16 protein-coding genes and 5 pseudogenes are annotated in these 25,974 nt (G+C 32.4%); 16 read left to right on the forward strand and 5 right to left on the reverse strand.

What is annotated here, in order from left to right; all coding sequences use genetic code 11:
* Positions 1–176 precede the first annotated feature (176 nt).
* Positions 177–368 (forward strand): hypothetical protein, encoded by a 192-nt coding sequence (locus DET63_RS16455; protein ID WP_016093776.1) that lies wholly within the window; start codon positions 177–179, stop codon positions 366–368.
* A 178-nt stretch (positions 369–546) separates the two neighbouring features.
* On the opposite strand, the gene DET63_RS16460 is transcribed toward DET63_RS16455, so the two are convergent.
* From DET63_RS16460 to DET63_RS16470, 3 genes and pseudogenes are all read right to left on the reverse strand, one after another.
* On the reverse strand, positions 547–1,254 hold the full coding sequence (locus tag DET63_RS16460; RefSeq protein ID WP_113937221.1) for an IS6 family transposase: 708 nt from the start codon (positions 1,252–1,254) through the stop codon (positions 547–549).
* 121 nt (positions 1,255–1,375) lie between these two features.
* Positions 1,376–1,701, reverse strand: a pseudogene (locus DET63_RS16465) (helix-turn-helix domain-containing protein).
* Between the two features lie 211 nt (positions 1,702–1,912).
* A complete protein-coding gene (locus DET63_RS16470; protein WP_016093774.1) occupies positions 1,913–2,956 on the reverse strand; it encodes a tyrosine-type recombinase/integrase in 1,044 nt (347 codons plus the stop codon).
* A 235-nt stretch (positions 2,957–3,191) separates the two neighbouring features.
* Here DET63_RS16470 and DET63_RS16475 point away from each other — a divergent pair, with 235 nt between their 5' ends.
* The 4 genes and pseudogenes from DET63_RS16475 to DET63_RS16495 form a co-directional block, all read left to right on the forward strand.
* Positions 3,192–3,542, forward strand: coding sequence for a zinc-finger domain-containing protein (locus DET63_RS16475; RefSeq protein WP_113937222.1), 351 nt, complete (start codon positions 3,192–3,194; stop codon positions 3,540–3,542).
* 21 nt (positions 3,543–3,563) lie between these two features.
* Positions 3,564–4,076: a helix-turn-helix domain-containing protein gene (locus DET63_RS16480; protein ID WP_002187134.1), complete on the forward strand. Its 513-nt coding sequence runs from the start codon at positions 3,564–3,566 to the stop codon at positions 4,074–4,076.
* Positions 4,077–4,611: 535 nt separating this feature from the next.
* Positions 4,612–4,803 (forward strand): annotated as a pseudogene (locus DET63_RS16485) (HNH endonuclease); the annotation flags it as partial.
* A 431-nt stretch (positions 4,804–5,234) separates the two neighbouring features.
* Positions 5,235–5,573: pseudogene (locus tag DET63_RS16495) on the forward strand (SMI1/KNR4 family protein); the annotation flags it as partial.
* Positions 5,574–5,650: 77 nt separating this feature from the next.
* Here DET63_RS16495 and DET63_RS16500 read toward each other — a convergent pair.
* A complete protein-coding gene (locus DET63_RS16500) occupies positions 5,651–6,031 on the reverse strand; it encodes a DUF4878 domain-containing protein (protein WP_113937224.1) in 381 nt (126 codons plus the stop codon).
* Between the two features lie 570 nt (positions 6,032–6,601).
* On the opposite strand from DET63_RS16500, the gene DET63_RS16505 reads away from it, so the two are divergent.
* From DET63_RS16505 to DET63_RS16535, 6 genes and pseudogenes are all read left to right on the forward strand, one after another.
* On the forward strand, positions 6,602–6,901 hold the full coding sequence (locus DET63_RS16505) for an ArsR/SmtB family transcription factor (RefSeq protein ID WP_113937225.1): 300 nt from the start codon (positions 6,602–6,604) through the stop codon (positions 6,899–6,901).
* A gap of 1,314 nt (positions 6,902–8,215) precedes the next feature.
* Positions 8,216–8,403: pseudogene (locus DET63_RS16510) on the forward strand (ThiF family adenylyltransferase); the annotation flags it as partial.
* Between the two features lie 529 nt (positions 8,404–8,932).
* Positions 8,933–10,564 (forward strand): insecticidal delta-endotoxin Cry8Ea1 family protein, encoded by a 1,632-nt coding sequence (locus DET63_RS16515; protein WP_113937226.1) that lies wholly within the window; start codon positions 8,933–8,935, stop codon positions 10,562–10,564.
* A 583-nt stretch (positions 10,565–11,147) separates the two neighbouring features.
* Positions 11,148–12,236 carry a phosphotransferase enzyme family protein gene (locus tag DET63_RS16520; RefSeq protein WP_181777924.1) on the forward strand — a complete coding sequence of 363 codons (1,089 nt, stop codon included), beginning with the start codon at positions 11,148–11,150 and terminating at the stop codon, positions 12,234–12,236.
* 1,647 nt (positions 12,237–13,883) lie between these two features.
* Positions 13,884–14,726, forward strand: coding sequence for an arylamine N-acetyltransferase family protein (locus DET63_RS16530; protein ID WP_113937227.1), 843 nt, complete (start codon positions 13,884–13,886; stop codon positions 14,724–14,726).
* A gap of 375 nt (positions 14,727–15,101) precedes the next feature.
* Positions 15,102–15,798 (forward strand): annotated as a pseudogene (locus DET63_RS16535) (IS6 family transposase).
* Positions 15,799–16,542: 744 nt separating this feature from the next.
* On the opposite strand, the gene DET63_RS16540 reads toward DET63_RS16535, so the two are convergent.
* Complete coding sequence (locus DET63_RS16540; protein ID WP_181777925.1) at positions 16,543–17,391, reverse strand: LysR family transcriptional regulator; 849 nt, start codon at positions 17,389–17,391, stop codon at positions 16,543–16,545.
* 654 nt (positions 17,392–18,045) lie between these two features.
* Here DET63_RS16540 and DET63_RS16545 point away from each other — a divergent pair.
* From DET63_RS16545 to DET63_RS16565, 5 genes are all read left to right on the forward strand, one after another.
* The gene (locus tag DET63_RS16545; protein WP_113937229.1) at positions 18,046–20,151 is read left to right on the forward strand and encodes a peptidoglycan D,D-transpeptidase FtsI family protein; all 2,106 of its coding nucleotides are present in this window, start codon (positions 18,046–18,048) and stop codon (positions 20,149–20,151) included.
* Between the two features lie 464 nt (positions 20,152–20,615).
* Positions 20,616–22,061, forward strand: coding sequence for a L,D-transpeptidase family protein (locus DET63_RS16550; protein ID WP_113937230.1), 1,446 nt, complete (start codon positions 20,616–20,618; stop codon positions 22,059–22,061).
* A gap of 541 nt (positions 22,062–22,602) precedes the next feature.
* Entirely contained in the window at positions 22,603–23,421 is an 819-nt protein-coding gene (locus DET63_RS16555; RefSeq protein WP_113937231.1) for a C39 family peptidase, read from the forward strand.
* 26 nt (positions 23,422–23,447) lie between these two features.
* The gene (locus DET63_RS16560) at positions 23,448–24,128 is read left to right on the forward strand and encodes a response regulator transcription factor (RefSeq protein ID WP_002069011.1); all 681 of its coding nucleotides are present in this window, start codon (positions 23,448–23,450) and stop codon (positions 24,126–24,128) included.
* Positions 24,125–25,972: a sensor histidine kinase gene (locus DET63_RS16565; RefSeq protein ID WP_033707378.1), complete on the forward strand. Its 1,848-nt coding sequence runs from the start codon at positions 24,125–24,127 to the stop codon at positions 25,970–25,972. The genes DET63_RS16560 and DET63_RS16565 overlap by 4 nt, the downstream gene beginning before the upstream one ends.
* Positions 25,973–25,974 lie beyond the last annotated feature (2 nt).

Raw genomic sequence — 25,974 nt, forward strand, 5'->3', positions numbered from 1 at the left:
TAATAAGGACAAGCATATATTGGAGTATGGGGTTGCCCCACTTCATATATTTGAGCACCTATCGATTATGGGTGCTCTTTTATTTTGTACAAAATGGACATTTGAATTAAATAATTATATAAATAGGTAGAATCTAATTATATGATGTGCATTTTAATCCAAGGGGTACAAATTCGATGCGACGTGAAAAGGATTTGTTGATACAATGGAAGGCGGACTTGCAAGCTGTTCAAGAAGAGAAGAGGCTGAAGAAGAAGGCTAAGAAAAAGAATAAGAAATATAGCATTCCTGATAATACAGCTGACTTCATGAATGGTAAGAATACTTATCGTAAAGAGAATGGGGTATGGAGGCAAAGAAATAAATAGTGTAAGGATAAATGAGTTTGATTAAGTTTATAGCAATTATCGTAGGCGTTACTGTAATCTGGGTGGCGTCTTGTTTTTTGTTAAGGAAAGATAAGGGGTGAAATAGATTTGAAACGGTTCTGGTGCAAAGATTGTATTTATTTGAAAGAGGTATATAGATTCCTAATGGAATCTATTCTTATGCAGCCATTCCAAATAGTTGATGAATAAACTCCACTTCATTTTTGACAGACTTTTCCCGTAAAATAAGTTGGCCTTTTTTAATGATATGCATCGCTTCTATTCCTGAAAGAATAGATTTAGCTGTACGAAAAGATTTCAATCCTAGCATTGAATGAACTCTCTTTTTAATAAAACGATGATCTTTCTCTACAATGTTATTAAGGTATTTTACCTGCCTTATTTGGATGCCCACAGGCATCTTTTTCTCTGTCTTCAACTCTTCAATCGCTATAGGATAGGCCGGGTTTTTGTCCACTGTAATCACACGGGGCTTTGAAACATGAAAAGACTGCAAAGCTTTCTTGAAAAAACGCTTTGCAGCCCTATGATCTCTTGTTTTGCTTAAATGAAAATCAATTGTATATCCTTTTGAATCAACAGCACGATATAGGTACATCCATTGACCTTTGACTTTCACATACGTCTCATCGACTCGCCAAGAATCATTGGTTGACTTAAGATGACGTCGTACTCGCTTATCTAATTCGGGACCATATTGATGAGCCCATCGCATGATAGTTGTATGAGCCAGGGATAGCCCGCGTTCTTCCATCATTTCGACTAAATCACGAAAACTGAGGTTGTGCCGTAGGTACCATCTCACGGTTAATAAAATAACATTCGGTTGATAATGTTTCCACTTGAATAGATTTTGCTTTTCCATACCAATCACATCCTTTTTTAGAGTAATAATATCAGTATGTCCAAGTCTGAAAGACTTTTTTTAGATATTTTGAAGTTTTTGCACCAGAACCTATAAAAGGTGCTATACGAAAAATTTAAATTCATTTAGTGAAATGTTTTTTAATGAAATTAGTATAATCAATAAGAACATCAAAAACTTCCTGTTGTTTTTTAGGGGATAGATCTGACGCTGCTACTTTAATTGATTCTAATTTACTTTCTAGAGGTGCGTTTCGTCCAAACAATTCATTAATGGATACATTGTATAAGTCTGCAATACTCATGATTGAATCTGCGTCTGGGTCAGTTTTTCCATATTCCCAATTGGCATATGTGGTACGTGCGATATTCAGGCGATATGCTACATCGAATTGAGTATACCCCTGTTTTTTCTCAACTCAGCAAGTCGCTTACTTAGTTGAGACATATCATCACATTTCCTTTCTGATTTATAACGTTAGTGTAAAACAGAAAAGTTAAATTGCATCCTTATGACTTATAATAAGTCATAAATTATTTTTATTTGTAATAGTTAGTCTTAATGTTGTGATAATAGAAAGCCATTTATAATTCTATACGCGAAAAAATAGGAAGAAATCGATACATCAAATCGAGAATCTTCCTATTATATATGTTTACTAAAACAATGAATTTCCTATATCTATTGTGGCCAAGTTTTGACGTCTTGTACGTTCCCTTAAATAGCGTTCCGTCGTCATAATAGATTCGTGTCCTAAATAGTCACGTATTTTCTTAAGTTCGACACCTTTTCCCATCAAATGATTCGCAAAGAAATGTCTGCAGGTATGGGGGGTAATTCTATCCTTTCGGTAACGTAAAAATGGTAAGTTTGTTTCTTCAATCTTTTCTGCTACATATTTTGATAAGTAGTCGGCCCTATAGTAAGAGCCATCGGCTTTAGGTAGAAAAGCAGATGTACTAGAGGCGTCCAATTCACTTGTTTGTTTACGCAATTGACGAAGGCGACAGATATCGTCGAGTACATCTTCAAAAATACGAACTTCCCTGGCTTTATTTCCTTTCCCAACTACACGCAAGAGATAAGCATTTAATGAGGAATGGAATACAAGATCTGCCCATTTTGCGTTTGCAACTTCCTCAATCCGGAGTCCAGTAGTCGTAAGAAGGAAAAACAATGTATACATAAAGAAACTTGTTTTCTTCAGTGCATCTAGTATTTCATTTACTTCTTCAGGAAAGAGGTCACGATTGACCAGATCTTCTTTTTTTACAGATACTTTTTTGAGACGACTACTATAGTCATCTGAGAGACCCGTGTTATCATAAACGTATTTTAGAAACTGCTGGACTACCGTTTTCTTTCGACGTAATGTAGTGGCAGCATACTTCTTACTTAGTTGATAGAAGTAGATTTCCATCTCATTATGGGATAAATCGTGAATTGTTCCGATTGTTTCTTTTATGTAGCGAAGAAAATGAGACAAATCATGCAGATAAATCTTTTTTGTTCGTTCACTTCTTTTTTTCGTTAAAGAAGGTTCATCGTGTAGAAATAAATAAACCAATGATTCTTCACTTAATTTAGAATAGTCAATATTCCTGATGCCCATACCCATAATTTTTTCAAAATGACTGCTATCAAAAAAATCTGATTTTGATTTTACAAGTTGGTTACTATGTTCGTAATTTATAATATTCAAATTTAAACACAACCTTTAGTAGAATGAAATATTAAACAAATAATTTGTATATAAATTTTTATGATTCTAATTATACCACAATAAATGCATTATTTATTGTGGTATAAAATGAAATGTTTAAATATATATATTTATTTACCTTAGTGTTTAACGTTTCTATTTAGATGATGTATAACGGAAATGTTTAATTTGTTTTTTGTACATTTCAATCCAAGTGCGGTAGGAGGAGATTTTTTTGACTAATCTTCGTCGGAAAATTTTACATGAAATCTATAAGTTAGAAGATACCCATTGTTCAATTTGCCCTCTGAACAACCTATCAGTGAATTGTACAGATGAGCAAGAACAGGCAAAACAAAGAAACTACAAACATTGCAAAGGTTGTCCCATTTTCGATTCCATCCGAGAGAAAGGAGAGCAATTGAATTCTTTATCGAAAAAGAGTACATTTAATAAGGTACGAGAACGTTATATGGAAAATCCATTTAAGTATCTGCAGTATAAGGAGTACTCAATCACAGATGTAGTAAAAGAAACAGGTTTAACAAAGTATCAACTAAGAAAATGTAAACAACAGCTAGAATAAAAGTTTCGGATGAGGTGAGAAATGGACTATTTATCTTTAGAAGAGGTATGCGATAGGGTAGGTTTAACAAAAAATCAATTAGGCTATTTAATTAAGTATAAACACATCGAACCTATCAATCTGGATACCTGGAAAGCAGATGGTGGATATCGTTTTGAGCAAGAAGATGTAAAAAGGTTAGAGGAATTATACAAAGACTCTTTAACATTAAAAGAAGCGGCTGAATTTCTAAATAAATCTAAGACTTACGTTCATAATGCAGCTAAAGATGGGATATTGCCCTTTAAAGAGATTGCTAAAGGGAAATCTACTGAACGATTGTACTTAAAAAATGATCTGGAAATTTTCAAAGAAAGAATTGAAAATAGATCAAAAGAGGAGTCGAAAGAAAAAAAGCAGCATTTAAGTCTATATCTTGATGAAAAGGTAGTAGAAGCAATAAAGAAAAAGGCTGCAAAGAAAGGATATAATGGCTACAAGAAGTTTGCTGAAGACATTTTATCCGCAGAAGTAAAAGAAGACATAGAAGAATAGAAATTCTAGTGAGAATAGACCTCTAAAAAACACAAAAACGTTCTAAGTGGTCTATTTTTATTTTTAAGAGACTTTTTAACTATCAGGTCTAAATACATTACCTAAGATGACAATGTTGTTTACAGATGAATTTGAGAGGTCGTTTTTTTGGGTCCGTTCCGTAAAAAATTCATTGTAATTACAAAAAAGGGTTTATATATATAATATAGAAAATAGAGGGAAAGATAACAGATAATTTTAAGAGCGTTTTATTTAAGTTGAAAAAAGTGTAAAGAAAGAAATGAGAGGTAAGGATCCCAGGATTATAAATACAAAGACTTCATTTGGAACTTGGTAGGCCTATGAGAATGCTAGAGAGTTCGGGCAGACATATATCGCGGAATACATCAAAAAGCATACAAGCTTTATTTGAAATTTACATAATAAAAAACAGCATATCAAACTATAATAAATTATGAAAAAACAAGAAATATAGTATACATATTTAGGTTATAGTAAACTAAAGTCTTTTCAAAATCCTAAACTAATAGATTATGAAAAGACTGAATTAGCTTTAAAATTTACGGATGAAGAAATTCAATTATTTAAAATAGGAAAAACTCCAGTGCATTATACATGGCATCATCATCAAGACACTGGAAGGATGCAACTTGTAGATTATCAGACTCATCATGATACTGGTCATACAGGTGGATATAAAATTTTTGGAAAAGATAGCGATAAATAGGGAGGTACTTAGCCATGAGTCACATTACATGGATTAATGTAAATGAAAAAAGAGTAACAGATGACCAAATTAAACAATTAGAACAATACGTGAACTACTCGCCACTTAGCAAAGCTTGAAGTGGGAGCTTCTCAGTTCCACGACGAAAGTAACCTTTCGTCTCCCTGAGCGTTACTTTGGGGTGTTCCACCCCTAGATGTCCAACGCTTGGACGCTCTTTTGGTACGGTTGATATTTTACGCAGGAACCGAATGGCTTGGTTTTCGCACTCAATTTTCTTCCTGCAACCTCATATATCAAGTTATCAAAGAACTTCATATAGCTAGTTTATCAAAAGTTTTGGGCTATGCCAAACCGAAATGCATCTCCCACCTACCGTTGGGCTATGCCCTTCACACGCTTGAGGAAGGAGAATTCTTTCGGGGAATTCGTTAAATATTAAATTTCCTAATGATATTCTTGTGTGTGTACAAGAATATGATGGTGGATATCCAACGCCAGATACATTTAATATTCCAAATCAAGATGAAAATTCACTTAATAATCTTTTAACCTTAGATTCTGATAGAAAATATTCATTTCTAGAAACATATAATAATACGAAAGATAGATTACCTGACAAAATATATCCTTTTGCTAGAGATCCATTCGGCAATCTTCTATGCTTTAATTATCGAAACAACACTGATTCACCAACAATCGTATTCTGGGATCATGAGGAAGAAGACATAGAGTAAGCAATATATCCTGTTTGCTCAACACTTACATAATTACTTGCTAGTCTACGTGATTTCGAAGAAGAAGATTGAGGAAACTAAAAAACGACCTAGAATTCTAGACCGTTTTTTTATGATTTACTAATTTTCCAACCATCATCCGTTTTCTCTAGTTCAATTACGATTACTTTTTTAGGATTACCTTTATATACAGCATCAACAGTTACTGTAGCAATTTCATTTTTCTCTTCGATTTTTCGAATTTTATAGCTTTTAAGATCCTTGCTAACGGATTTGATTAGTTCTGCATTTCCGCCCACAAAAGCAACGATTTTCTTCGCTTCAGGAGTGAATAACTCTCCAAAATCTTTTACATTTCCTTCTTTTGCATCTTCGAAATACGCTGTAGCAACTTCTTCGGGATCACGATTATTTCCACATGCTGCAAGTGCTGTAACTGATAAAGCCATTACCACCATTAACATGATTATTCGCGTTAATTTGTTCTTCATTCAAACCACTCCTTATATATAACGTAATTTTAACCCTTAAAAAGGGCTAAATTACTTGTATAAGTATATAATAATTAAAATCGTAAAACTATATATTTTTAGATATTATTTTTATGATATTAAAGGTATTAAAAGTGAAGGGAAGTAGGGGAAATCTACCTATTACTAAAATTTAGATTTCAATTATATACACTAGTATAATAATACTGTCAGAGCATGCTCTGATCAGTCAGCGTTATAGTGGTATAACAGACACATTCATTTTTAAAATCATAAAATCGGATTCACTTATCTTTACTTTAAAAATGGGTATATTGATGGCACTAGTATTTTTATACTGCATAATTCATTAATTCAAAGCTACAAAGAGATAAAATTTCTTTGTAGCTTTTTTAATTACTAAACACATCTAAAAAACTTCACGACAAACACATATTAACTCCGCACATAGCACAAGTTGAAATTATATAATTAATTCATAGTTAAACGCACAAAGAATTTTAATATAATAATATTAGGAATATACATAAAAAATTCTAATAAAATATAAATTGAATGCGAGGTTGTATTATGAACAAATTTAATAATGATAATGTACAAGGTTTAGTTTCTGAAGAAAACGTTGAACTATTAAAAGTTATGGCTCATCCAATACGTCTACAAATTGTTAGTGAATTGGTTAAGAGTAAGAAATTAAATGTAACACAATTAACTAATATTTTGGATATTCCACAATCAACAGTATCGCAACATTTATCCAAAATGAAAGGGAAAGCACTGAAAGCTGAAAGAAAAGGGTTAGAGATTTACTATCATATTCAAAACTCCAAAGCTGATAAAATCATACAAATACTAGATCATGCTAATTAAATTAAAAAAATAGGTGGATGTATACCCAAACACGGATTACAATTCACCTATTTTTTATTTTATAAAAACATAAAAACGTTATAGTATATTTACAATGTCTACTTAAAAGGGATACTACCAAACTTCCATCAACTTAAGGATGTAGACTATTCTTGAAGTTAAAATCCCATACCACCCCCAGAACGAAATTTTTTTCATTTTGCTTGTATTTATTCTCGTTCTTTTTAGCTTGATAGCGATGTGGTACTACCCCCTATAGAAATAGTCTACATTTAGTTTTATTCCTAATTAATCCGTTAAACGGATAATGAATAGTTCTTTGTAACTTATCTTGTGCTCTAGACAAAATAAGTTTAAGTAATAATAGTTTAATCTTTGCCCATCCCCGCGAAGAGGAGAGATTAGAAAAAAAGCGAGCTTTTCTTTTAAGAAATCTTGCTTTTTTCTAATATAAATTCGTATTCTTTGACTCTTGGGGCATGTATGGTGCCCCCTAATATGAGAATAAATCATAGGTGTAAGTGCTCTATAGGCATACGGCAACCATTCCTTCTTTTTTGAGCCACTAGGTAATTTTCATAGTTATTAAAGCAGTTTATTGTACAGAATGTGATTTCGGTGCAGTTATGCAATAAAAAGTCAGCAGTTTTCTTTACCGAACTCAAAAACTAAAAAATAGGCTTACAAGGCACATTTTTTTCGAGTGGCTCCAAAAGTAACGAATTGTTACCTTATGCATATATAGGAAGATACACGATTTAAAATAAACGAATGTATTATACTTTCAACGGTTTTACTTATTATGGAAACGCCACTGCTGACTAGAGCAGGAATCCTGTCACTAGGCCAATTAGATAAGAAATTTCACCAAATAAATTGCGACAGTAACTGCCACAATAACTATTGAGGTTATTAATAGCTCCTCTAATTTTTTTATTTTTCATTCCCTACACCCCTACACAATTGTTTTTTACAATTTTATTCATATATCTTGGACGGCCAAACAAAAACCTAATATATTTATTGTAATTGTTTCCCTTCCTTTTTTAACCCGGTTTTAAAAGCCATTGTTATCCTTCTTTCTTCAATTGTGTTCCGTAAACAATATCTATTATATTAAGTTTAATAAGTTAACGGAAGACATCTTCTGTTATAATTGGAAGTTTTTTATTTTTTTACAAATAGAACACAAATAGAACACATTTTAATCTTATTGTTAAATATAGGGACTATTTTATATAGATAGTCCTTTTTAAAATAATTATTACATACACAGGAGGTTTTTCAATGGATAGGTCTTCCTATTAATGGGAAATGGCAAAAAAGAATATTGGTGTTTATTCAAAAGCGGAACTATAATGACTTGAAATAAGAAAGTCATTATTATGGGAGTAGGTGGATATGAAACAATTCGGTTTTCTAGAATGGGAATAGGGCATATTACAGGTGTTGATCCCGATGAATTTGAAGTTTCTAATATTAACAGAAAAATGATAGCGCTTTGTATAGGGATCCACTTACAACAAACTTAGTGTTTTAATTAAGCTGTAAGATTCTTACAGCTTATAAGATACAAGAAAGTAATCTAATTTTTATATTTATCTTTGATATAAGTTCCTAGAGGGATAATTTTATAGCTAAGCAATATGTACAGGTAGCTATAATTTATGATTACATTCTCGTAATTAATATCAATATAACTATTTATAAAAATAATATATTGTCATTTTTTCTAGAAAGAGAATAAAACTTAGAGTTTAATATAACTGTTTTATCAAGAACTATTAACAATAGAAGGAATTAACATAAAAAAACATTAGTCGCAGGTCTATTGGCTACGGCGGTATCCACAAGCTGTTTCACGCCTGTAAATGCTTTTGGTGCAGAAAATAAGCAACCTCAATTCAAATAAGTTGATGGGCGCGTATGGTGAGGCCTATATACAATATAAATCAACAAGTCTATACATATATCATATTACTTCTTTGATAGGATACATGTAAAAATAATACAACCAGAAAGGACGATTTGATGAAGTACAAAGATCGAAAAGATGCAAAACGTAAATACAAACAAGCCATTCTTACAACAGTAGCAACAATGACTTTAGGAGTTAGTACATTAGGACCCACAGCCTCTGCATTCGCTGCTGAAGGAGATAACATTTCAGTAATCAACCATGTGGAGACTAAAACGGAAAATTCTAAACTGTTAGAAAATAAATGGATGAACAAATTTAATGCTGAAATGACTAATCTAAAGTCGGTGGGAAAATTTACGGGAACTACAATGTCTGAAATTTATAAATTTGCGAATAAAGGCCCTGAACAATTTAACGATACCTTAAGGGCGATAACTATAGCAAGCACTGATCTCATTCCATATGGAGGAATGTTTATTGCTCCGCTAATTAGTGCTATTTGGCCAGAAACAAATGGGATTCAATCACAGCTAAACGCATTAAGAGAAGACCTTACTAAGCTGGTGACAAATGAAATTGATAACGAACAACTTAACTTTCTTAACTCTGAATTTAAAACATTAATTGACTTACAAACAGATCTTGAGCATGCAATAAATGCTGATAATAGCCAGAATACTGATGAGAACACCAAGAATCAACGTGGTGCATGGGCAAATGGCATTGAGCAATCATTTAGGCGTCTTTTAGATCACACTTCGAGTGATAAACACAAAATAACAAATTTACCTATATACACTAAAGTTGCGCTTGCTCATTTACTGTTTTTAGACTCATTAAATAATAAAGCAGTATCTTCTAAAATGAATATTACAGAGCAAAGCTTAAAAGAACTATATACGAAAGATGGGGTTAAAACACTTGCTAATGATTATGTATTGCATATAATGAAAACATATTATGATGCCCCACAAATCAAAAAGATAAAACAGGTACCAGAATTCCACTTCAACCCTGATGATGCAGAGAATCAGAAAAAAGATTTGAAAGATAGACTAAGTAAGGTCGAAGCTGAAAACTCTCAATGGCAAATGAATATAGCGTCTGCTGGGGGCTTTGGGTCGGTGGAAAATAAAGAATATAAATTTAAAAAAGCTATCTTGGAGGATGCTATATCTTCTTATGAATTCGTAGAAAAATTGTACAATACAACAGTCGGTGACCCAATGATTAAAGAACTAGTAGAAGGTAGTGGTGACCCAAGGATTAAAGAACTAGCAAAAGATAGTAGTGAGGTATTTGTTGCTGATGGACCTTACAAAATAGTATATTCAAAAGCAAACAAGGTTGTCAATTTTGGTTCTGATGGGATAGAACATCCAGTAATAGGGGATTTTCATTATGGAAAGAACAGGGAGCGGCAATGGTGGGAATTCAAATATGATGCTGATAAAAAAGCTTATCAAATCATCAACAGAGCTGATGGCAGAGTCTTAGCCTATAATACTACACCTAATGCGGATGATACAGCCCTTGTTACAGAAAATCAGCATAAGCCAGAGCATTATTGGATTTTAGAAGATGCCGGAGCTGGCAATGTCTTGTTAGTGAACTATGAGAACAAAAATAAAGTATTAGATGTTTACGATGAAAAAACAGACGATGGTTCAAGAGTATATGTTAGGGACAAACTCAACAATAGCAATGCACAAAAATTTAAATTAGAATTTCTAAATATTTGACCATACAAAAATTGTTAGACTCGATTTGGTTGTCATACCCCATGCCCATCAACTTAAGGCTTTTACTACCCACAAGTACAAAAAAATCTGGTGCAAAGGTATTGAGATATCAAAAGAGGACAACGGATGCCTAGATACATTTTAATTATTAAATATGCATTCGATTAGAAGGATTCGCTATAAATAGCGAATCCTTCTGTTTTTGTGCAAATAATGACAAATCAAACGTTTGTTTAAAAATTACGGCATGGATGTACCCAGTGTGACATGTGTAATAGCAACCTCTATCTATCAAGGGAATTCCCTTAACAGGTATCACGTCTTCGCCAAATTTTGCAGGACACGGAGTATGGATGCTAAGGTGCCAAATAATCTCTATTTAGCTAGAAAGTCGGCTTAGCGTACACCATACATCTTATTTTGTGTCTAAACGTACATTTTTCTCTTTTTGATATGCTGACCCCATGCCCATCAACTTAGGAAATTCATCGTTCCCCAAAATAAATAAAATAATTGTAAAATTTCCCTATTCACAATATGATAATAATGCAAGGAAAAATAAGGAAGTGGGGGACGTCGATTTATGAGTGTAGGTATTATGCCCCATAACGAGGTTATTAGAATCGGTGATGCATATTTACTTCCATTAGTATCAAACTTGTACGGGTTGCAAGGCTATGAAGTCAAGCCGGTTAAGGCACATACCGGAGGGCGTAATGTCGTTTATACCTGTGAGAAAGAGGGCACTGATGCCAAGATACTTAGAATCTCCTTTTTAAATGACAGAAGTCGAGAAGATTTTCTGGGAGAAGTTGAGTACATCAGGTATTTATTCAAGCATGGAGGAAGTGTATCGGATGTAATCAGCTCAAAGAAGGGGAAACTGCTGGAAGAGATTATCTATAATAATCATACCTTTTTTATCTGTCTATTTAAAAAGGCAAAAGGAAAAATGCTTGTGGAAAATAATTATAGGTACCGGGAAGGAGTTCCGATCTCCGAGTATTATTATAATTGTGGTAAATCCCTAGGAAAACTGCACCAAATATCAAAGGGGTATACTCCTGTCCACCACCGGAATAGTTTTTCTGAAAAGTATAATGCCGAATATATCGATAAACTTATACCTGACTCGTTATCGCTACTTAAGGAGAAGATGATACAGCTCCTTAAAACCTTAGAAGGATTGGACAGGAACCGTGAGTCTTTCGGTATGGTCCATTTTGATTACAACGATGGGAATTATTCGATAGATTTTGATACGGGGCAAATAACCGTATATGATTTCGATAATTCATGTTACTGTTGGTATATGTTTGACCTTGCAAGTCTCTGGACAAACGGAATGGGTTGGATACAATTTGAACCAGATGCCGATAAACGTAAAAAGTTTATGGATAATTATTTTGAAGTAGTCCTCGCAGGATACAAATCTGAGACCAAAATTGAAAATGCGATGTTAGAAAAGTTACCCTTATTTATCAAAGTAAACCTCATGGAATCTATTATAGAGGAATTCGACTGTATGCGGAACAATGGTGAAGAACCGGAATGCGATGAAGAGTTGTCATATCGCATAAAATGCTTGGAAGACGATATTCCGTATATGGGATTTTTCCATAAAATTTACTCGTGCAAAGAACCCTTTGAGTATGAGGAGCGAAATATATAGCCTTTTTGTAGCAACCTTTAATAATTTCTTAAGTTGATGGATGTGTGGCGGTACCCCATGCCCATCAACGTAAGAATTTAAAATTACTCCAAAACGAAAAAATAAGTTTTTTTGTTACAAGTTAGCACAAAATTTCATTCTGGGGGTACTATAAAATTTCCGCTTGATGGCGATCTGGTAGCTACTCCAGTGTACACAATGACAGCATTTCTTGCACCAGAACCAACAAAAGTAATTAAATGTAAAAAATGGTTAAAAATCAAAATGCATGCTATTATTATATAGAGAATTATAAATTAAAAGTGGCATCTGGAAGGAAATATTTATAAATGAAAACAACAAAAGGGAAACTATCTTTTAGCATTGATATTATAGGCTTTATAGCTTCTATAATAATGATTATTGTAACTTTGGTTAATTTTAGAACATGGTTACATCCACTTACATTCTTTACCGTAGGACTAATCTTCTTTATTAATATAGTAAAGACCCTTAAGGGAAAAGGGCGTAATTCAAATTAAAAATTTGATTCTTAAATGCTTATATTTATAAATTTTGTTATTTTCTGTTGCAGAATCCTTATAATAAGGATTCCTTTTTTTGTATCTAAAATTTACAAATAAAAAAAGATAAGATCGGAGAGGATGATCTTATCTTAAGCATAAGGGAAAAACAAGTGACACAAACCATCTTAATTTTTATGATATTATATTTTTGTTAATTTTCGATATAAAACCCATATTTAACATCTATATCAATATTGAGAAATTTATTACAAAATTAGCTATAAATGATTCAAAATCCGAATGTAAACTTTTAGCCATTAGTTTACTTTCACACACCTAAAAACACTAACTTTATTCTAATTCTCCTGGTATCCTCAAAATAGAAATTTATTATTTGATATCAAAAAATAAAGATGTAATTGATTGTAAGATAGTTATCTATGGGTAATTTAACTTGTTTTTTCTTTTTGGGGATATTTGTTTTTTTAGCTTAATAGCGATACATTAGTACCTTCTTGTAGGACAAGGGTTATAACGGGTGTCGGAAAGTTACAAATAATTAGAAAAATTTATATCAATTTACTATATATTACATTTATGTAAAGATTATTGTGAGTACATTTTTTAAAACTTTCCCCTAATAAAGTTTTGAAAGAGTTGTCTCAACATTCTCCATGTTGTAAGTATGCCAAGGAAAGAGAGCCTATATGGGTTCTCTTTTCTTTTAAAATTAATTTTTTAATCTCATATTTAAGTAGTATAAAACTCTATCAGGGATACCATTGCTGTATTTAACAACAAGGGAAGATAAAACCAATAGTATTGTTTTCGCCTTTTTCATAAATGATTATTAAAGATACTATATGAGAAAAGGGATAAATAAGTATATTTTTCCAGAAATTAAAAAATTAGCTAGCAAAAGTTAATTGCCCTGTAAATAAGAAGAACATCAATAGAAAATGAAAGTTTGCCTGAATTATGTCTAAGCTTACAATTTTCTTTTTTTGATATGGTGAGGCTTCTTATGTAAAAACAAGCCATAAAATAACTTGATTTGTTTTTATTACACTTGATTATATATTTATTTAGTGTATCATTATGTTCGATGGTTAAATTTTCTATAAATGGGAGGTTATATACAATGTTGACTGATTTACAAAAAAAATTTTTCTCACGGTTACAGATATCTCCGAAAGAAGATGTAAGCTTTGAAAATTTACATGAAATTCTTCAGCAAATGGCATATGTAATACCTTATGAAAATTTAGACGTTATGAACAAAAATATCCGGAAAATTACTAGAAAAAATGTTCAAGAAAAATTACTCCTAACTCAACGCGGAGGACTATGTTACGAGCTCAATACCGTATTATATTATTTTTTACTTGATTGTGGATTTGATGTCTATCGTATATCTGGTACGGTCTACGATTTAGGTGGTGATAAGTGGAAGCCTGACGATGGACATGTGATTATTATTTTAAATTATAATAATCAGAAATATATTATAGATGGGGGGCTTGCCTCACATCTTCCATTACACCCAGTTCCATTTAGTGGTGAAGTGATCTCATCTCAAACGGGAAAATATCGTATTCGTAAACAGAATACTGAAAAAGGAACTTACCTACTAGAATTGAAAAAAGGAGAAGATGGGGAGAGTGCCCAATTCCTTAATTCTGAACCTACTAGTACATGGTGCACTGGGTTTGCGTTTTCATTAGATGAAATAGATACAAACAAAGTAAATGCTATACAAAATATTATTGTAGAGCACCCCGAATCACCTTTTAACAAAGGATACATTGTCTGCAAATTAATTGAAGATGGACATATTTCACTTACTAAAAAAAGTTTTACAGAAACAAGAAAAGGCCAAAAAAGTAAACGAACTATAAATGAAGAAGAATATCAGCAGATTCTTAAAGAAGTATTTAATATTTCTCTAAATAAATACCTCGATAAAATTTTAGAAAGAGACTAGCTTAAACTAACTCATATAAAATTTCTTTGTCGTTTAAAAATAGATTTGTTTAAATAAAATTACATTTTTATACCTTTATATAATTTCAATTGAGATAGTTAGTATACTTTATTTACAATATGTTTTAAGAGTGGAAAAGTATAATTTTTTATGCAGTATTAGAAAAAGCACTCGAAAGAGTGCTTTTTTCGTTCATAAAATTATAAATCAATATAGCTATAAGAGTAACTGATTTGTATTTTACTTTTAATAGAATAATTTCGAATAATATTGTATTTTAAGGGGTTCTGGTGCAAAAACTTAGAGAAAATTGCAATGAATCTATAAATTTTGGACATACTGATACTATTACTCTAGAAAGGGTGCGTGATCAGTATGGAAAAGGAGAATTTGTTTAAATGGAAGCATTATCAGCCCGCACTAATCTTATTAACAGTAAGGTGGTACCTGCGGTACAATTTGAGCTTCCGTAACCTGGTGGAAATGATGGAGGAAAGAGGATTATCAATTGCTCACACAACGATTATGCGCTGGGTTCATCAATATGGACCTCAATTAGAAGAGAAAGTACGACACAACAAATGACTCGTGGAGAGCCGATGAAACCTATATTAAAGTAAAAGGTCAATGGATGTACTTATATCGTGCGGTTGATTCAGAGGGCAATACAATTGATTTTTATCTAAGTAAATCAAGAGATAAACAAGCAGCCAAGCGCTTTTTCAAGAAAGCCTTGGCTTTTTCGTATGTTTCTAAACCTCGCGTGATAACAGTAGATAAGAACCCTGCCTATCCTGTAGCGATTCAAGAGTTGAAAGAAGAGAAACATATGCCTGAAGGCATACAACTAAGGCAAGCTAAATATCTCAATAATATAGTGGAACAAGATCATCGTTTTATTAAGAAACGTGTGCGTTCTATGTTGGGATTCAAGTCATTTAAAACAGCAACCTCTATATTGAGTGGTGTTGAAGCCATGCATATGATAAAAAAGGGACAGATTAATTTACCGAATCAGTCTGTCCAAAATCAAAAAGAGTTCATTCATCAAGTGTTTGGACTTATAGCATAAAATACAATTCCGTTAGGAATCTACTATTATTCGTGTCCTTCTTCAAATATTTGCACCAGAACCCTTTATTCTCCTATATTTTATTTTTGCACCAGAATCATATTACTTAATTTATTGGGCTATCGTTGTAAGTACGCATTACCCAGACGTAATCCCTTATATAAGAAAATATTTACTATATTAAAGAGTTAGATATTTGCATAATCCCCACGCTATTAACATTTTGTGAATGATTTAAGATTTCGTCATTTTATACATTCCTGTAATAATGTGCATCTTTCTATTTTGCTTTCCAGCATATATTGCTTGTTCAGAGGACTGTTTTAGTTGGGGAGAAGGAGAATTGTGGCGGGAAGTGCAAAATAACCGACATGTATTTATAAAAAGGAGACACAGAGATGACGAATCTCAGTGTTTTTACTTTGCGGTTTATAGCAGTAACCAATGAACGTTTAGTGATAGGATCACATAGATACCAAACTGTTCTTGATTTATTGTAACCACTAATCGCAATCCAATTTATAATTTTGTACCCCCCCTTGTTTCGCGACGATTCCTTCACCATTTAATTTTTTTATCGCTTCAAAAAGAAGGTCACCATCAACTGCGGTTATTTTCCGTAAATTATTCAAATCAATTATAGGAATGAGAAGTTTAGAAGAAATCGCAAAGGAATATGTTTCAATTGAAATGTGTGAAGGAAGTCATATTTGTTATAAAAATATTATTATTTATAGATATTTACTATAAACTCTGTATATTTTCTATGAATTTTCTCATAGTAAGCGACAAAGCCATATCCTTATTTCTAACAAATGTTGTTTCAATTTTTCCATATTGTTCAGGTATTTCATGCCAATAAATATTGGGAATGTTTGAGAAAAAATTTAGAGCTGTAACTGGAAGAACCGTAATGCCTAGACCAAGTGATACGCTATGTAAAATCATTTCTAACATATTAAACTCCATAATTTTCTTAAGAAGAATTCCTTCATCTTTCAACCATTTTTCTAAAACAAAACGATAGCCACATCCGGGGCTAAATACTAAAAATGTTTCATTTTTCAAATCTTGTATATCAAATGTAGGACGATTTGAAAATAGAACAAGTGTCTTCGTACTTACCTTATATTGCTCTAAAGAAGAATCTTGAATCGGACTTGTTACAAAAGCACCATCTAGCTTAAATTCTAGGATGTCTAAGATCAGACGTTGACTAACATCAGTTTTTAAAGAGATATCTACATTAGGAAATTGTTTATGATAGCTGGCCAAAATGGTTGGTAAGGGATGAACAGTATCTACAGTTCCAATATTGAGAAGACCTGTGGGATTATTATCATCTGTAAATGTATTTTGTAATTCTTCGAATTCTTTTAACAATTTATTAACTTTCTTAAGAAATATTTGTCCATCACCAGTTAATGTGATACCCCGAGCATGTCGATAAAACAACAATGTATTTAGCTCTTGTTCTAGCAGTTTAATGCGCGCTGTTACATTTGATTGTACATAATTAAGGTTTCGTGCAGCTGCGGTAATATTTTGAACTCTTGCTACGGTTTGAAAAATTTTTAAGTCTCGAAAATCCAACGTTCTCTCCACCTTTATATGTTATTGTGATCATTTTGAATGATGTGTTCCATTATTTTTAACAATTTTTCATAATACGATTGATAAGTATAGAATGTACTAAAGATAGATTTTTAACTCTTAACTGTAAAAATAGCTTTAGTACATAGAAACTATGGGGGTCTCAATGTACTAAAGCTCAAATATACTAATACATTTATACTTTAAAGAGCTTAAACTTTAAATAATGATGGCTATGTGTTTTGAATTTTTCTTGAATTACATTATTACTTACGACAATATCTTTAATCAACGTATAACTTTTATTTCGTATGTTACAATTATACATTTTTGGAATAAACAGATTTATATAAAAAATCAGTCTGTTGAGAACTTTTATATAAATTCTACGTATTAAATATTTATTTTTCACATGAATTTACACCCTAAATTTTTTCTTGAAATATACATCTTTATATAATCTTTATATAAAATTTATGTTGTTTTCTGTTGCATATGTTTTTATCTAGTGAGTATGGAAATTTTATTATTGGAAAATTTTCAAATAGTTATTGTAGACATAATGTAAATGCAGGGGGAAATACTTTTGGGTTACGTGATGGGGATTTTTTAAGGATATTAGTTCATTGTATTGAGTATTAAAAGGAGATTAATATGAAGCAATCAAAAACATTACAAAAAAACAGGGTATCTATAAGGTTAAATATACTATTTTTGTGCATTTTTTTATCATTTTCAGCTATTATCATTCGGCTTGGAAAAGTACAAATTGTTGACGGGGAGGGTTATAAGAATGCAGTTGAAAAGCAAGAAAATGCGACGGTTAGTACTACTGTTCCACGTGGTCAAATTTTTGATAGGGAAGGTGAGAAAGTGGTTAATAATACTGCTGTTCGTACCATTTCGTATACAAAGGGGAAAGATATCACTTCTGAAGAAATCTTAAAAATAGCAAAAAAGCTCTCGAAAATACTTGAAATAACAGAAGAAGATATAAATAGGTTGACTGAAACAGACAAAAAAGATTACTGGATGCAGTTAAACAAGGAAAAAATGAAAAAAAAGATTACAAAAAAAGATGAAGAAAATCTACGTAAACAAAATATTGAAGGAAAAGAATTTGATAAGAAAATAGATGAATTGAGACGAGGACGCGTCACAGCAGAGGAATTGAATGAATTAAGTCCACAAGACTTAAAGATATTAACTATTAAAGGGAGAATGAATTCAGGTTATAAAATGACACCACAAATTATAAAGAAAAATGTATCTGAGAAAGAATACGCTACAATTAGTGAAAACTTATCTGAATTTCCAGGAGTTGATGCAACTATTGACTGGGAACGTAATTATGTAAATGGTGAATTATTCCGTTCTGTACTAGGTAATATAACAAGTACTGAAGAGGGGCTTCCAAAAGAAAATTTAGATTACTATTTAGTTCGTGATTACGATCGCAATGATCGTATTGGAAAGAGTTATATCGAGCAACGATATGAAGACGTACTACATGGAACTAAGGCAGAAGTTAAGAATGTTACTGATAGAAAAGGGAATGTTATTCAAACGGAAACGATCTCTAAAGGGAAAAATGGCAATAATTTAATTATGACAATTGATATGAAATTACAGAAGGCGGTAGAAGAAATTCTTGAAAAGCAATTAAAAGCTTATAAGGGGTCAGAGCCTCTTTTAGATCGGGCATTTGTAGTGATGATGAATCCGAATACTGGAGAAGTATTATCTATGGCGGGTAAAAAATTAGGGAAGAAAGATCGGAACATAGAAATAGCTGATTATGCTTTAGGTACGATGACGAGCTCATATGAGCTTGGATCAACTGTAAAAGGTGCCACAGTGTTAACGGGATTTGAAACGAAGGCTATTACACCTGGTACAAACTTTAATGATGCGCCTATGAAGTTTAAAGGGACAAAGGAGAAGAAATCTTGGAAAGATTTTGGGATTGTTGATGATTTAAGAGCCTTACAAGTTTCTTCTAACGTCTATATGTTTAATACGGCATTAAAAATAGCAGGAATAGATTACGTACCAAATAGTTCATTAGATATAAAGGCAAGTGCATTTGAAAAAATGAGATATTATTTTGGGCAATTCGGATTAGGGGTTCCAACTGGAATTGACCTCCCAAACGAAACATCTGGAATAATGAAAAAAGAAAATTATCAACCAGGTTTCTTGTTAGACTTAGCTATCGGACAGTACGATACGTATACTCCTTTACAACTTGCACAGTATGTTTCTACTATTGCAAATGGAGGAAATCGATTGAAACCACAAATTTTGAGGGAAATTAGAGAACAAACTACAAAAACTGAAGACATTGGTAAAATTGTGAAATCAATGGAACCAGTTGTATTGAACCATGTAGATATGAAAAAAGAATATATAGATCGAGTAAAGGAAGGGTTTAGACGTGTATTTCAAGAAGGTGACGGAACTGGTGTGAGTACTTTCAAAAACCTTCCTTATAAGCCTGCTGGTAAAACTGGAACAGCACAAACAGTTTATGGAGGTGATGATAATAGTGTTGGTAAGGATCAGGAAGGCAATCGTGTTCGTTGTTATAATTTAACTTTAACAGGGTACGCTCCATATGATAAACCGGAGGTGGCATTTTCTGTTGTTGTCCCATGGATAATTAATGACAAAGGCAATAAAGTTAATTCAATAATTGGTAAAGAGGTTTTAGATGCGTATTTTAATTTGAAAAATAATCAGGGGAAGTATGCAAACTAAAACTATGTAATAAGGAAGTAGAACTAAATTGACTTAAGGCAGTAATCTGAATGAATACTGTAGAAAGACATGGAATTGGGAACTATTTTTAAAATATGAAATAATTTGATAGCGATGGGGGCCGTAGCTATCAAGTTACAACTTTAAAGCCCCTAAATGGAAAAGTTGTATTTTTTGTGGCACCGAATTTCATATTTATCGTTTTGGGAAACTTGTTTTGCTAGATTTTCAGGCATAGAGTGGGGCCACTATTTATAATGATTTATTACTTATATAAAAATATTTAGTGTGAATGAAAAATTTATCTATCATTTTTTATGTGTCGTTTATTAAAAGTCTAAATTAGATCAATTAATTGCGATAGAATCTGTTCAAAGATAATGGGATTTTAAGAATAATAAGGTACATTAGTCAATAATTTTAGTTTAAAATCTATTGACTTTGGTGTAAACGGGGGAAGTTTGATGAACAACAATAGAATAAATGAGTCAGTTGAAGAAGCTGATAAAAAAAGAGTAAGATCAAGCAAATGTTTTACAAATTGGAATCTTATTGCAGTGGGTGGTGGTATAATCACACTTCTCATTGGGGGAATGATTTATTATCAGGCAACCCACTTCAATTCGAATGTTACAATTAACGACACAAAAGTCGGTGGTCTGAGCGCTGATCAGGCAATACAGAAATTAAAAATATCTGGACTAGCAAACAAAGTCTATGTAGACCAACAACAAATTTTAGATGAAAAAGATACAAAAATGGAACTTGCAGAAAAAGATTTGCCTCAAATTAAGAAACTATTAAAAAGCCAGTGGACACTTTTCCCTTCCTCAAAGGAAAAGAATTATTCATTGTTACCAGAAAAGGCAGATCAATATCGTAGTAAAACGATGAAAAAACTTGTAGAAGAAAAGCTCATCTCTATGAATAAAAAATTAAAAGAGCCTCAAGATGCTATGGCGAAGCTCGAACAAGGCAAAGTTGTTATCTCCAAAAGTGTTGAAGGAAAACAGTATGACATTACGAGTTTACTGAAAGATTATGACAAGCAGAAGCATAGAAGCGAAATTCATTTGAAGTCTGTATACATACAGCCTATCAAAGAAGACGATCCGATTATCAAAAAAGAGGAGAAAGCACTACAAAATCTTCTTCAGCAGTCCGTTGATTATAAAGTGCAGAATGAAGTTTATCCTTTAAAAGCGAAAGGTTTAATTCAAAATGCCTCTATGTCAAAGGATATGAAAGTTACAATCGATGTGAGCAATATTAAGAACAAGGTTACTGAAATTAACAATGCTAAATCAACATTAAATAAAGATTTTACATTTAAAACTCATTCTGGGGCGGTCATATCAGTAAAAGGACAAGGCTATGGCTGGGCACTGGATGTTGAAAAAGAAGCAAAACAAATTCAACAAGGCTTTGAGAAAGGCGAAAAATCACTTTCTACTTCTAATATTCACGGAAATGGTTGGAAGAAGGAAGGGATCGGCTATGAAACAACATCGAATAATGGCATCGGAGACACGTATGTGGAAATTTCAATTGCAGAGCAACAAATTTGGATTTACAAGGATGGAAAATTAGCAGTTACAACAAATGTAGTAACTGGGAAACATAGCACGGGTGAAGATACTTCACCAGGTGTGTGGTACGTTCTTTATAAACGATCACCGTATACACTTAAAGGTAGCGCAGTAGGTAAAGGTGATTATGCAGTTAAAGTAGATTACTGGGTTCCATTCACAAATAGCGGTCAAGGATTCCACGATGCTGGCTGGCGAACAAACTGGGCAAATAATGCCTATTTAACTGGAGGATCGGGAGGATGTGTTAACCTTTCTCCTAGTATTGCAAAAAATGTGTATGATAATTTAAGCACTTATGAACCGGTTATCGTGTACTAGTAAATATCAATCTCGTGTGAGGCGATGTATGTATTAAGAAATTAAATTTATAAAAGAATCAGTGAAATCAATATGGAGGATAGGATGGAACTTTAATTAGCTGGAATACTACGAATCATATAGAAAAAGTTGAACAAGCAAATAATCAACACGAAAATAATGCTGATGTATGGATTTGGTCTAAATTAGACGAGTAAACGTTTCGTTTATGTATGACTTTTGAATCGGTACTTTTGTATTCAATCCAGATATGAAAAGTATACCGTGTGAATTTTAAACATATTAAGCAAACTACATTATTGTAAGTAGGTGCATTTTTTCCCTGTTTTTGAATTCATGATGTGTGATGAAATGGTTCAATGCATAAAAATAGTAAATATTGCATATCGATAGCACGATTTTTTACACATACGATTAATACGTGTAAGAGTCGTTTTTATATAATCTTGATATAAATTTTACTTTGTCTTTCTATAAATATGATTTTATATAGATATGAACAAATTAAACTCTCCTTAGAAAGTAATAAGGAGAGATACTCATGAATAAAATTAGAACGACAACATTCTGTTTATTCACTCTAGTGGTGTTAGGTACAAGTATTGAGATGTCAAATAATGATAGCCCAACAATTACTAATAAACAACGTGCCTTAGCAAATGAAGTGAAACAAAGATTAGAAGTAGAAGAAAAGCGTAATGTATCTGTAGAATCCGCCAATGAAGTGGTAGTTGAAAATGAAAATGTGCCTATAGGACAAGAGAAAGAAATTGCAAGACCATTGGATGTTCCACTGATTTTACAAAAGCCAGAATTGATGCGTGGTTGTGAAGTAACGAGCCTTGCAATGGTACTACAGTTTTCAGGTGCGCAAGTCGACAAGATGGAGCTTGCTTCAAAAATAAAACATGTACCATTTCAGAGAAATGGTTTGAAGGGAAATATGCATAAAGGGTTTATCGGGAATATGGCTACTTTTGATAAACCTGGATTAGGTGTATATGTGGAACCGATTTTAAAATTGGCAAAGTTATATGTCCCAGAAGAAAAAGTGAAGGATTTAAGCCACAAAGAACCTCAGCAAATCTATGAGGCGATAGATCAAGGGTTCCCTGTATGGGTATTAACAAATGCTCGTTTTAAACTGTTACCCGATGATCAATTTTATACATGGAGAACATACGAAGGGGAAATGAAAGTGACATATCATCAGCATAGTGTCGTAGTGATAAATTATGATGACCAATATGTATATATTAATGATCCGCTAAAGACAGAGAAACATATAGCGATTAATCGAGATGATTTTGAACAATCATGGGTTCAAATGGGAAGGCAAGCCATGACCATTTCCATATAGATAAGCATAGATCGGATGAGAATTATATGAAGAAAGTGTTGATTATTGAAGATGAAAAAATCATAAGAGAGGCGGTAGCACAATATTTCTCTCATGATGGATATGAAGTAATAACAGCGGAGGATAGCCGAATAGGATTAGAATTATTTACTGCACATGATGATATCAATTTAATCATATTAGATATTATGCTCCCAGTCATGGATGGATGGTCAGTGTGTAGACGTATTCGTAAGAACTCTACTGTTCCTATTATCCTATTAACAGCTCGAAGTGATGAGGATGATACATTACTTGGGTTTGAACTAGGAGCCGATGATTATGTAACAAAACCATTTAAACCAGCTATTTTACTAGCGAGAGCAAAGCGTTTATTCAAAGAGACAACTCAAATTGTACAATTCCAGGACTGCATTGATTTATGTGGTATTTATTTAGATAAATCGGCACGTTCTGTTTCTATAGATGGAAAAAAAGTAGATTTTACACATACAGAGTTTGAAATTTTACTATCGTTAATGCAGCATAAGGAGCAAGTATTGACAAGGGACACGTTAATTACGAACATTTGGGGATATGATTATGTTGGAGATGATAAAACATTAACTGCACATATGCGTAATGTACGTGTGAAGCTAGGCGACAGGGCAAAACATATTACAACTGTTGTTCGAACGGGCTATAAATTCGAGGTAGACAGAAGATGAGAAAGAAAATAGTTTTTCAATTGTTTTTTCTAACGTTTTTATTATGCTGTATGATTATTGCTGTTATATTTTTTGGACAAATGTATGTGATGAATTACTTGTATATAGATAAAGAAAAAGAACATGTTCAGAAGCAATTACAACAGTATAATACATTTTATGAAGCTTATAAACAGGATGAAAATAAACTGCAGAGTAAAGAACTCTCATATGAAAATCAGAAAGGCATTATGATTGCAAGGCTTGATGAAGCAGCAAATATTAAGAAATTACCGTCAGGAGATTATTATATAAAAGCGATAAATAAAAATGATCCAAGTCGAACATCTAAAGTTGTATTTAATAATTTAATTAATGCAAAGAAAGATATGGATCCTAATTTCAGTATTTTAATTACAAGTTTAATTAATAAGACGACCAAAATAGCTATTATGGATACTGCAAGTAAAGGGTCAAATAAAGACATAGTTATTCCTACAACATTAAAAATAAAAGGTTATGATGGAGGGTTTGTCTCGCCTACCTATTATCAAATAGACAAAATCATGATGTCAGGTGTTAAAAATGGGATGAAGATTTTTTCAAAAGAAGAAAGCGAAAAATATTATTTTTTAGAAGGAATTGTAAAAGAAATAAGTTTCCCAGTTTACTTCAATTCAAAAATTGATAACACATTATATAGTAACGAAGTGTTTGCAAATCGTATTTTACAATTTCAATCGGAGTGGATTACCGATAAAGTGAAATTAAACGGAGAAGAATGGGTACAAAACGAGATTAGTATAAATGGAATCAAGTATTTAGAAACCATTAAACCAATATTAAAAGATGGACAAGTGAAAGAATTTATTTATTCATTGTCTTCTCTACAGCCAATTACAAAAGCAACAGATATAATGAGCGATTACTATGTATATATTATTGCATTTGTGCTGGTTCTATCGCTTATTGTGTCTTTCTATTACTCAAGAATCATTACAAAACCATTATTGAAAATTAATGAAGCAACCAAAAAAATCATGGAATTTGAGTTTGAAGACCAGCTTTCTATAAAGTCTAAAAATGAAATTGGGGAGCTATCCTCCAATATTAATCAGCTTTCAGAGAGAATGGAAGGGTATATCAATCAGTTGAAAGAAGATTTAGAAAAAGAAAAGCAATTAGAACAAACAAGAAAAGATTTTATTGCAGGTGTTTCACACGAATTGAAGACACCACTCAGTGTCATGCAAGTATCGGCATCTATGTTGCAAGACGGGATTGCGCCTGAAATGAACCAATATTATTGGGAAGCGTTAGAAAAAGAAATAGAGAAAATGAATGTACTGATTGATGAGATGCTCAATTTGGCTAAATATGAATCAGGAACGTATCAAATACAGATGGAACAAGTCAATATGGGGGATTTTATTCAACAGGCTGAAAAAGATTTACACGGTCAAATTGATGAAAAGTCACTGCAAATCAAAATGAATATTGATGATGTGCGTGTGAAGGGAAAAGCTAATTTATTGGAACAAGTGATAACGAATCTGTTTACGAATGCAATTCGTTATACAGATGCGAGACGAATGATTGTGATAGAGGTAATAGAAGAAGAACATGGCGTATATATAGGGTTTGAAAATAAAGGATCGCATATTGCAGAAGAAAATATAGAGAAAATATGGGATCAATTTTATAGAGTGGATAAATCAAGAAAACGAGTATGCGGTGGTACTGGCCTAGGTCTTTCGATTGTAAAGAACATATTCGAATTACATACTGCAGAATACGGTGTAACCAATACGGAGGATGGGGTATTGTTCTACTTCCGTTTAGAAAAGTGGGATACAAAACAGTAACG

It is taken from the genome of Bacillus sp. DB-2, from assembly GCF_003315125.1.
GTDB lineage: Bacteria > Bacillota > Bacilli > Bacillales > Bacillaceae_G > Bacillus_A > Bacillus_A mycoides.

What these genes read in the sequence shown, in the direction of transcription:
- DET63_RS16550 (WP_113937230.1), top strand. Translation starts at nt 20,616, where the DNA reads ATGAACAACAATAGAATAAATGAGTCAGTTGAAGAAGCTGATAAAAAA.
- DET63_RS16530 (WP_113937227.1), top strand. Translation starts at nt 13,884, where the DNA reads ATGTTGACTGATTTACAAAAAAAATTTTTCTCACGGTTACAGATATCT.
- DET63_RS16560 (WP_002069011.1), top strand. Translation starts at nt 23,448, where the DNA reads ATGAAGAAAGTGTTGATTATTGAAGATGAAAAAATCATAAGAGAGGCG.
- DET63_RS16515 (WP_113937226.1), top strand. Translation starts at nt 8,933, where the DNA reads ATGAAGTACAAAGATCGAAAAGATGCAAAACGTAAATACAAACAAGCC.
- DET63_RS16555 (WP_113937231.1), top strand. Translation starts at nt 22,603, where the DNA reads ATGAATAAAATTAGAACGACAACATTCTGTTTATTCACTCTAGTGGTG.
- DET63_RS16455 (WP_016093776.1), top strand. Translation starts at nt 177, where the DNA reads ATGCGACGTGAAAAGGATTTGTTGATACAATGGAAGGCGGACTTGCAA.
- DET63_RS16505 (WP_113937225.1), top strand. Translation starts at nt 6,602, where the DNA reads ATGAACAAATTTAATAATGATAATGTACAAGGTTTAGTTTCTGAAGAA.
- DET63_RS16545 (WP_113937229.1), top strand. Translation starts at nt 18,046, where the DNA reads ATGAAGCAATCAAAAACATTACAAAAAAACAGGGTATCTATAAGGTTA.
- DET63_RS16480 (WP_002187134.1), top strand. Translation starts at nt 3,564, where the DNA reads ATGGACTATTTATCTTTAGAAGAGGTATGCGATAGGGTAGGTTTAACA.
- DET63_RS16460 (WP_113937221.1), bottom strand. Translation starts at nt 1,254, where the DNA reads ATGGAAAAGCAAAATCTATTCAAGTGGAAACATTATCAACCGAATGTT.
- DET63_RS16565 (WP_033707378.1), top strand. Translation starts at nt 24,125, where the DNA reads ATGAGAAAGAAAATAGTTTTTCAATTGTTTTTTCTAACGTTTTTATTA.
- DET63_RS16500 (WP_113937224.1), bottom strand. Translation starts at nt 6,031, where the DNA reads ATGAAGAACAAATTAACGCGAATAATCATGTTAATGGTGGTAATGGCT.
- DET63_RS16520 (WP_181777924.1), top strand. Translation starts at nt 11,148, where the DNA reads ATGAGTGTAGGTATTATGCCCCATAACGAGGTTATTAGAATCGGTGAT.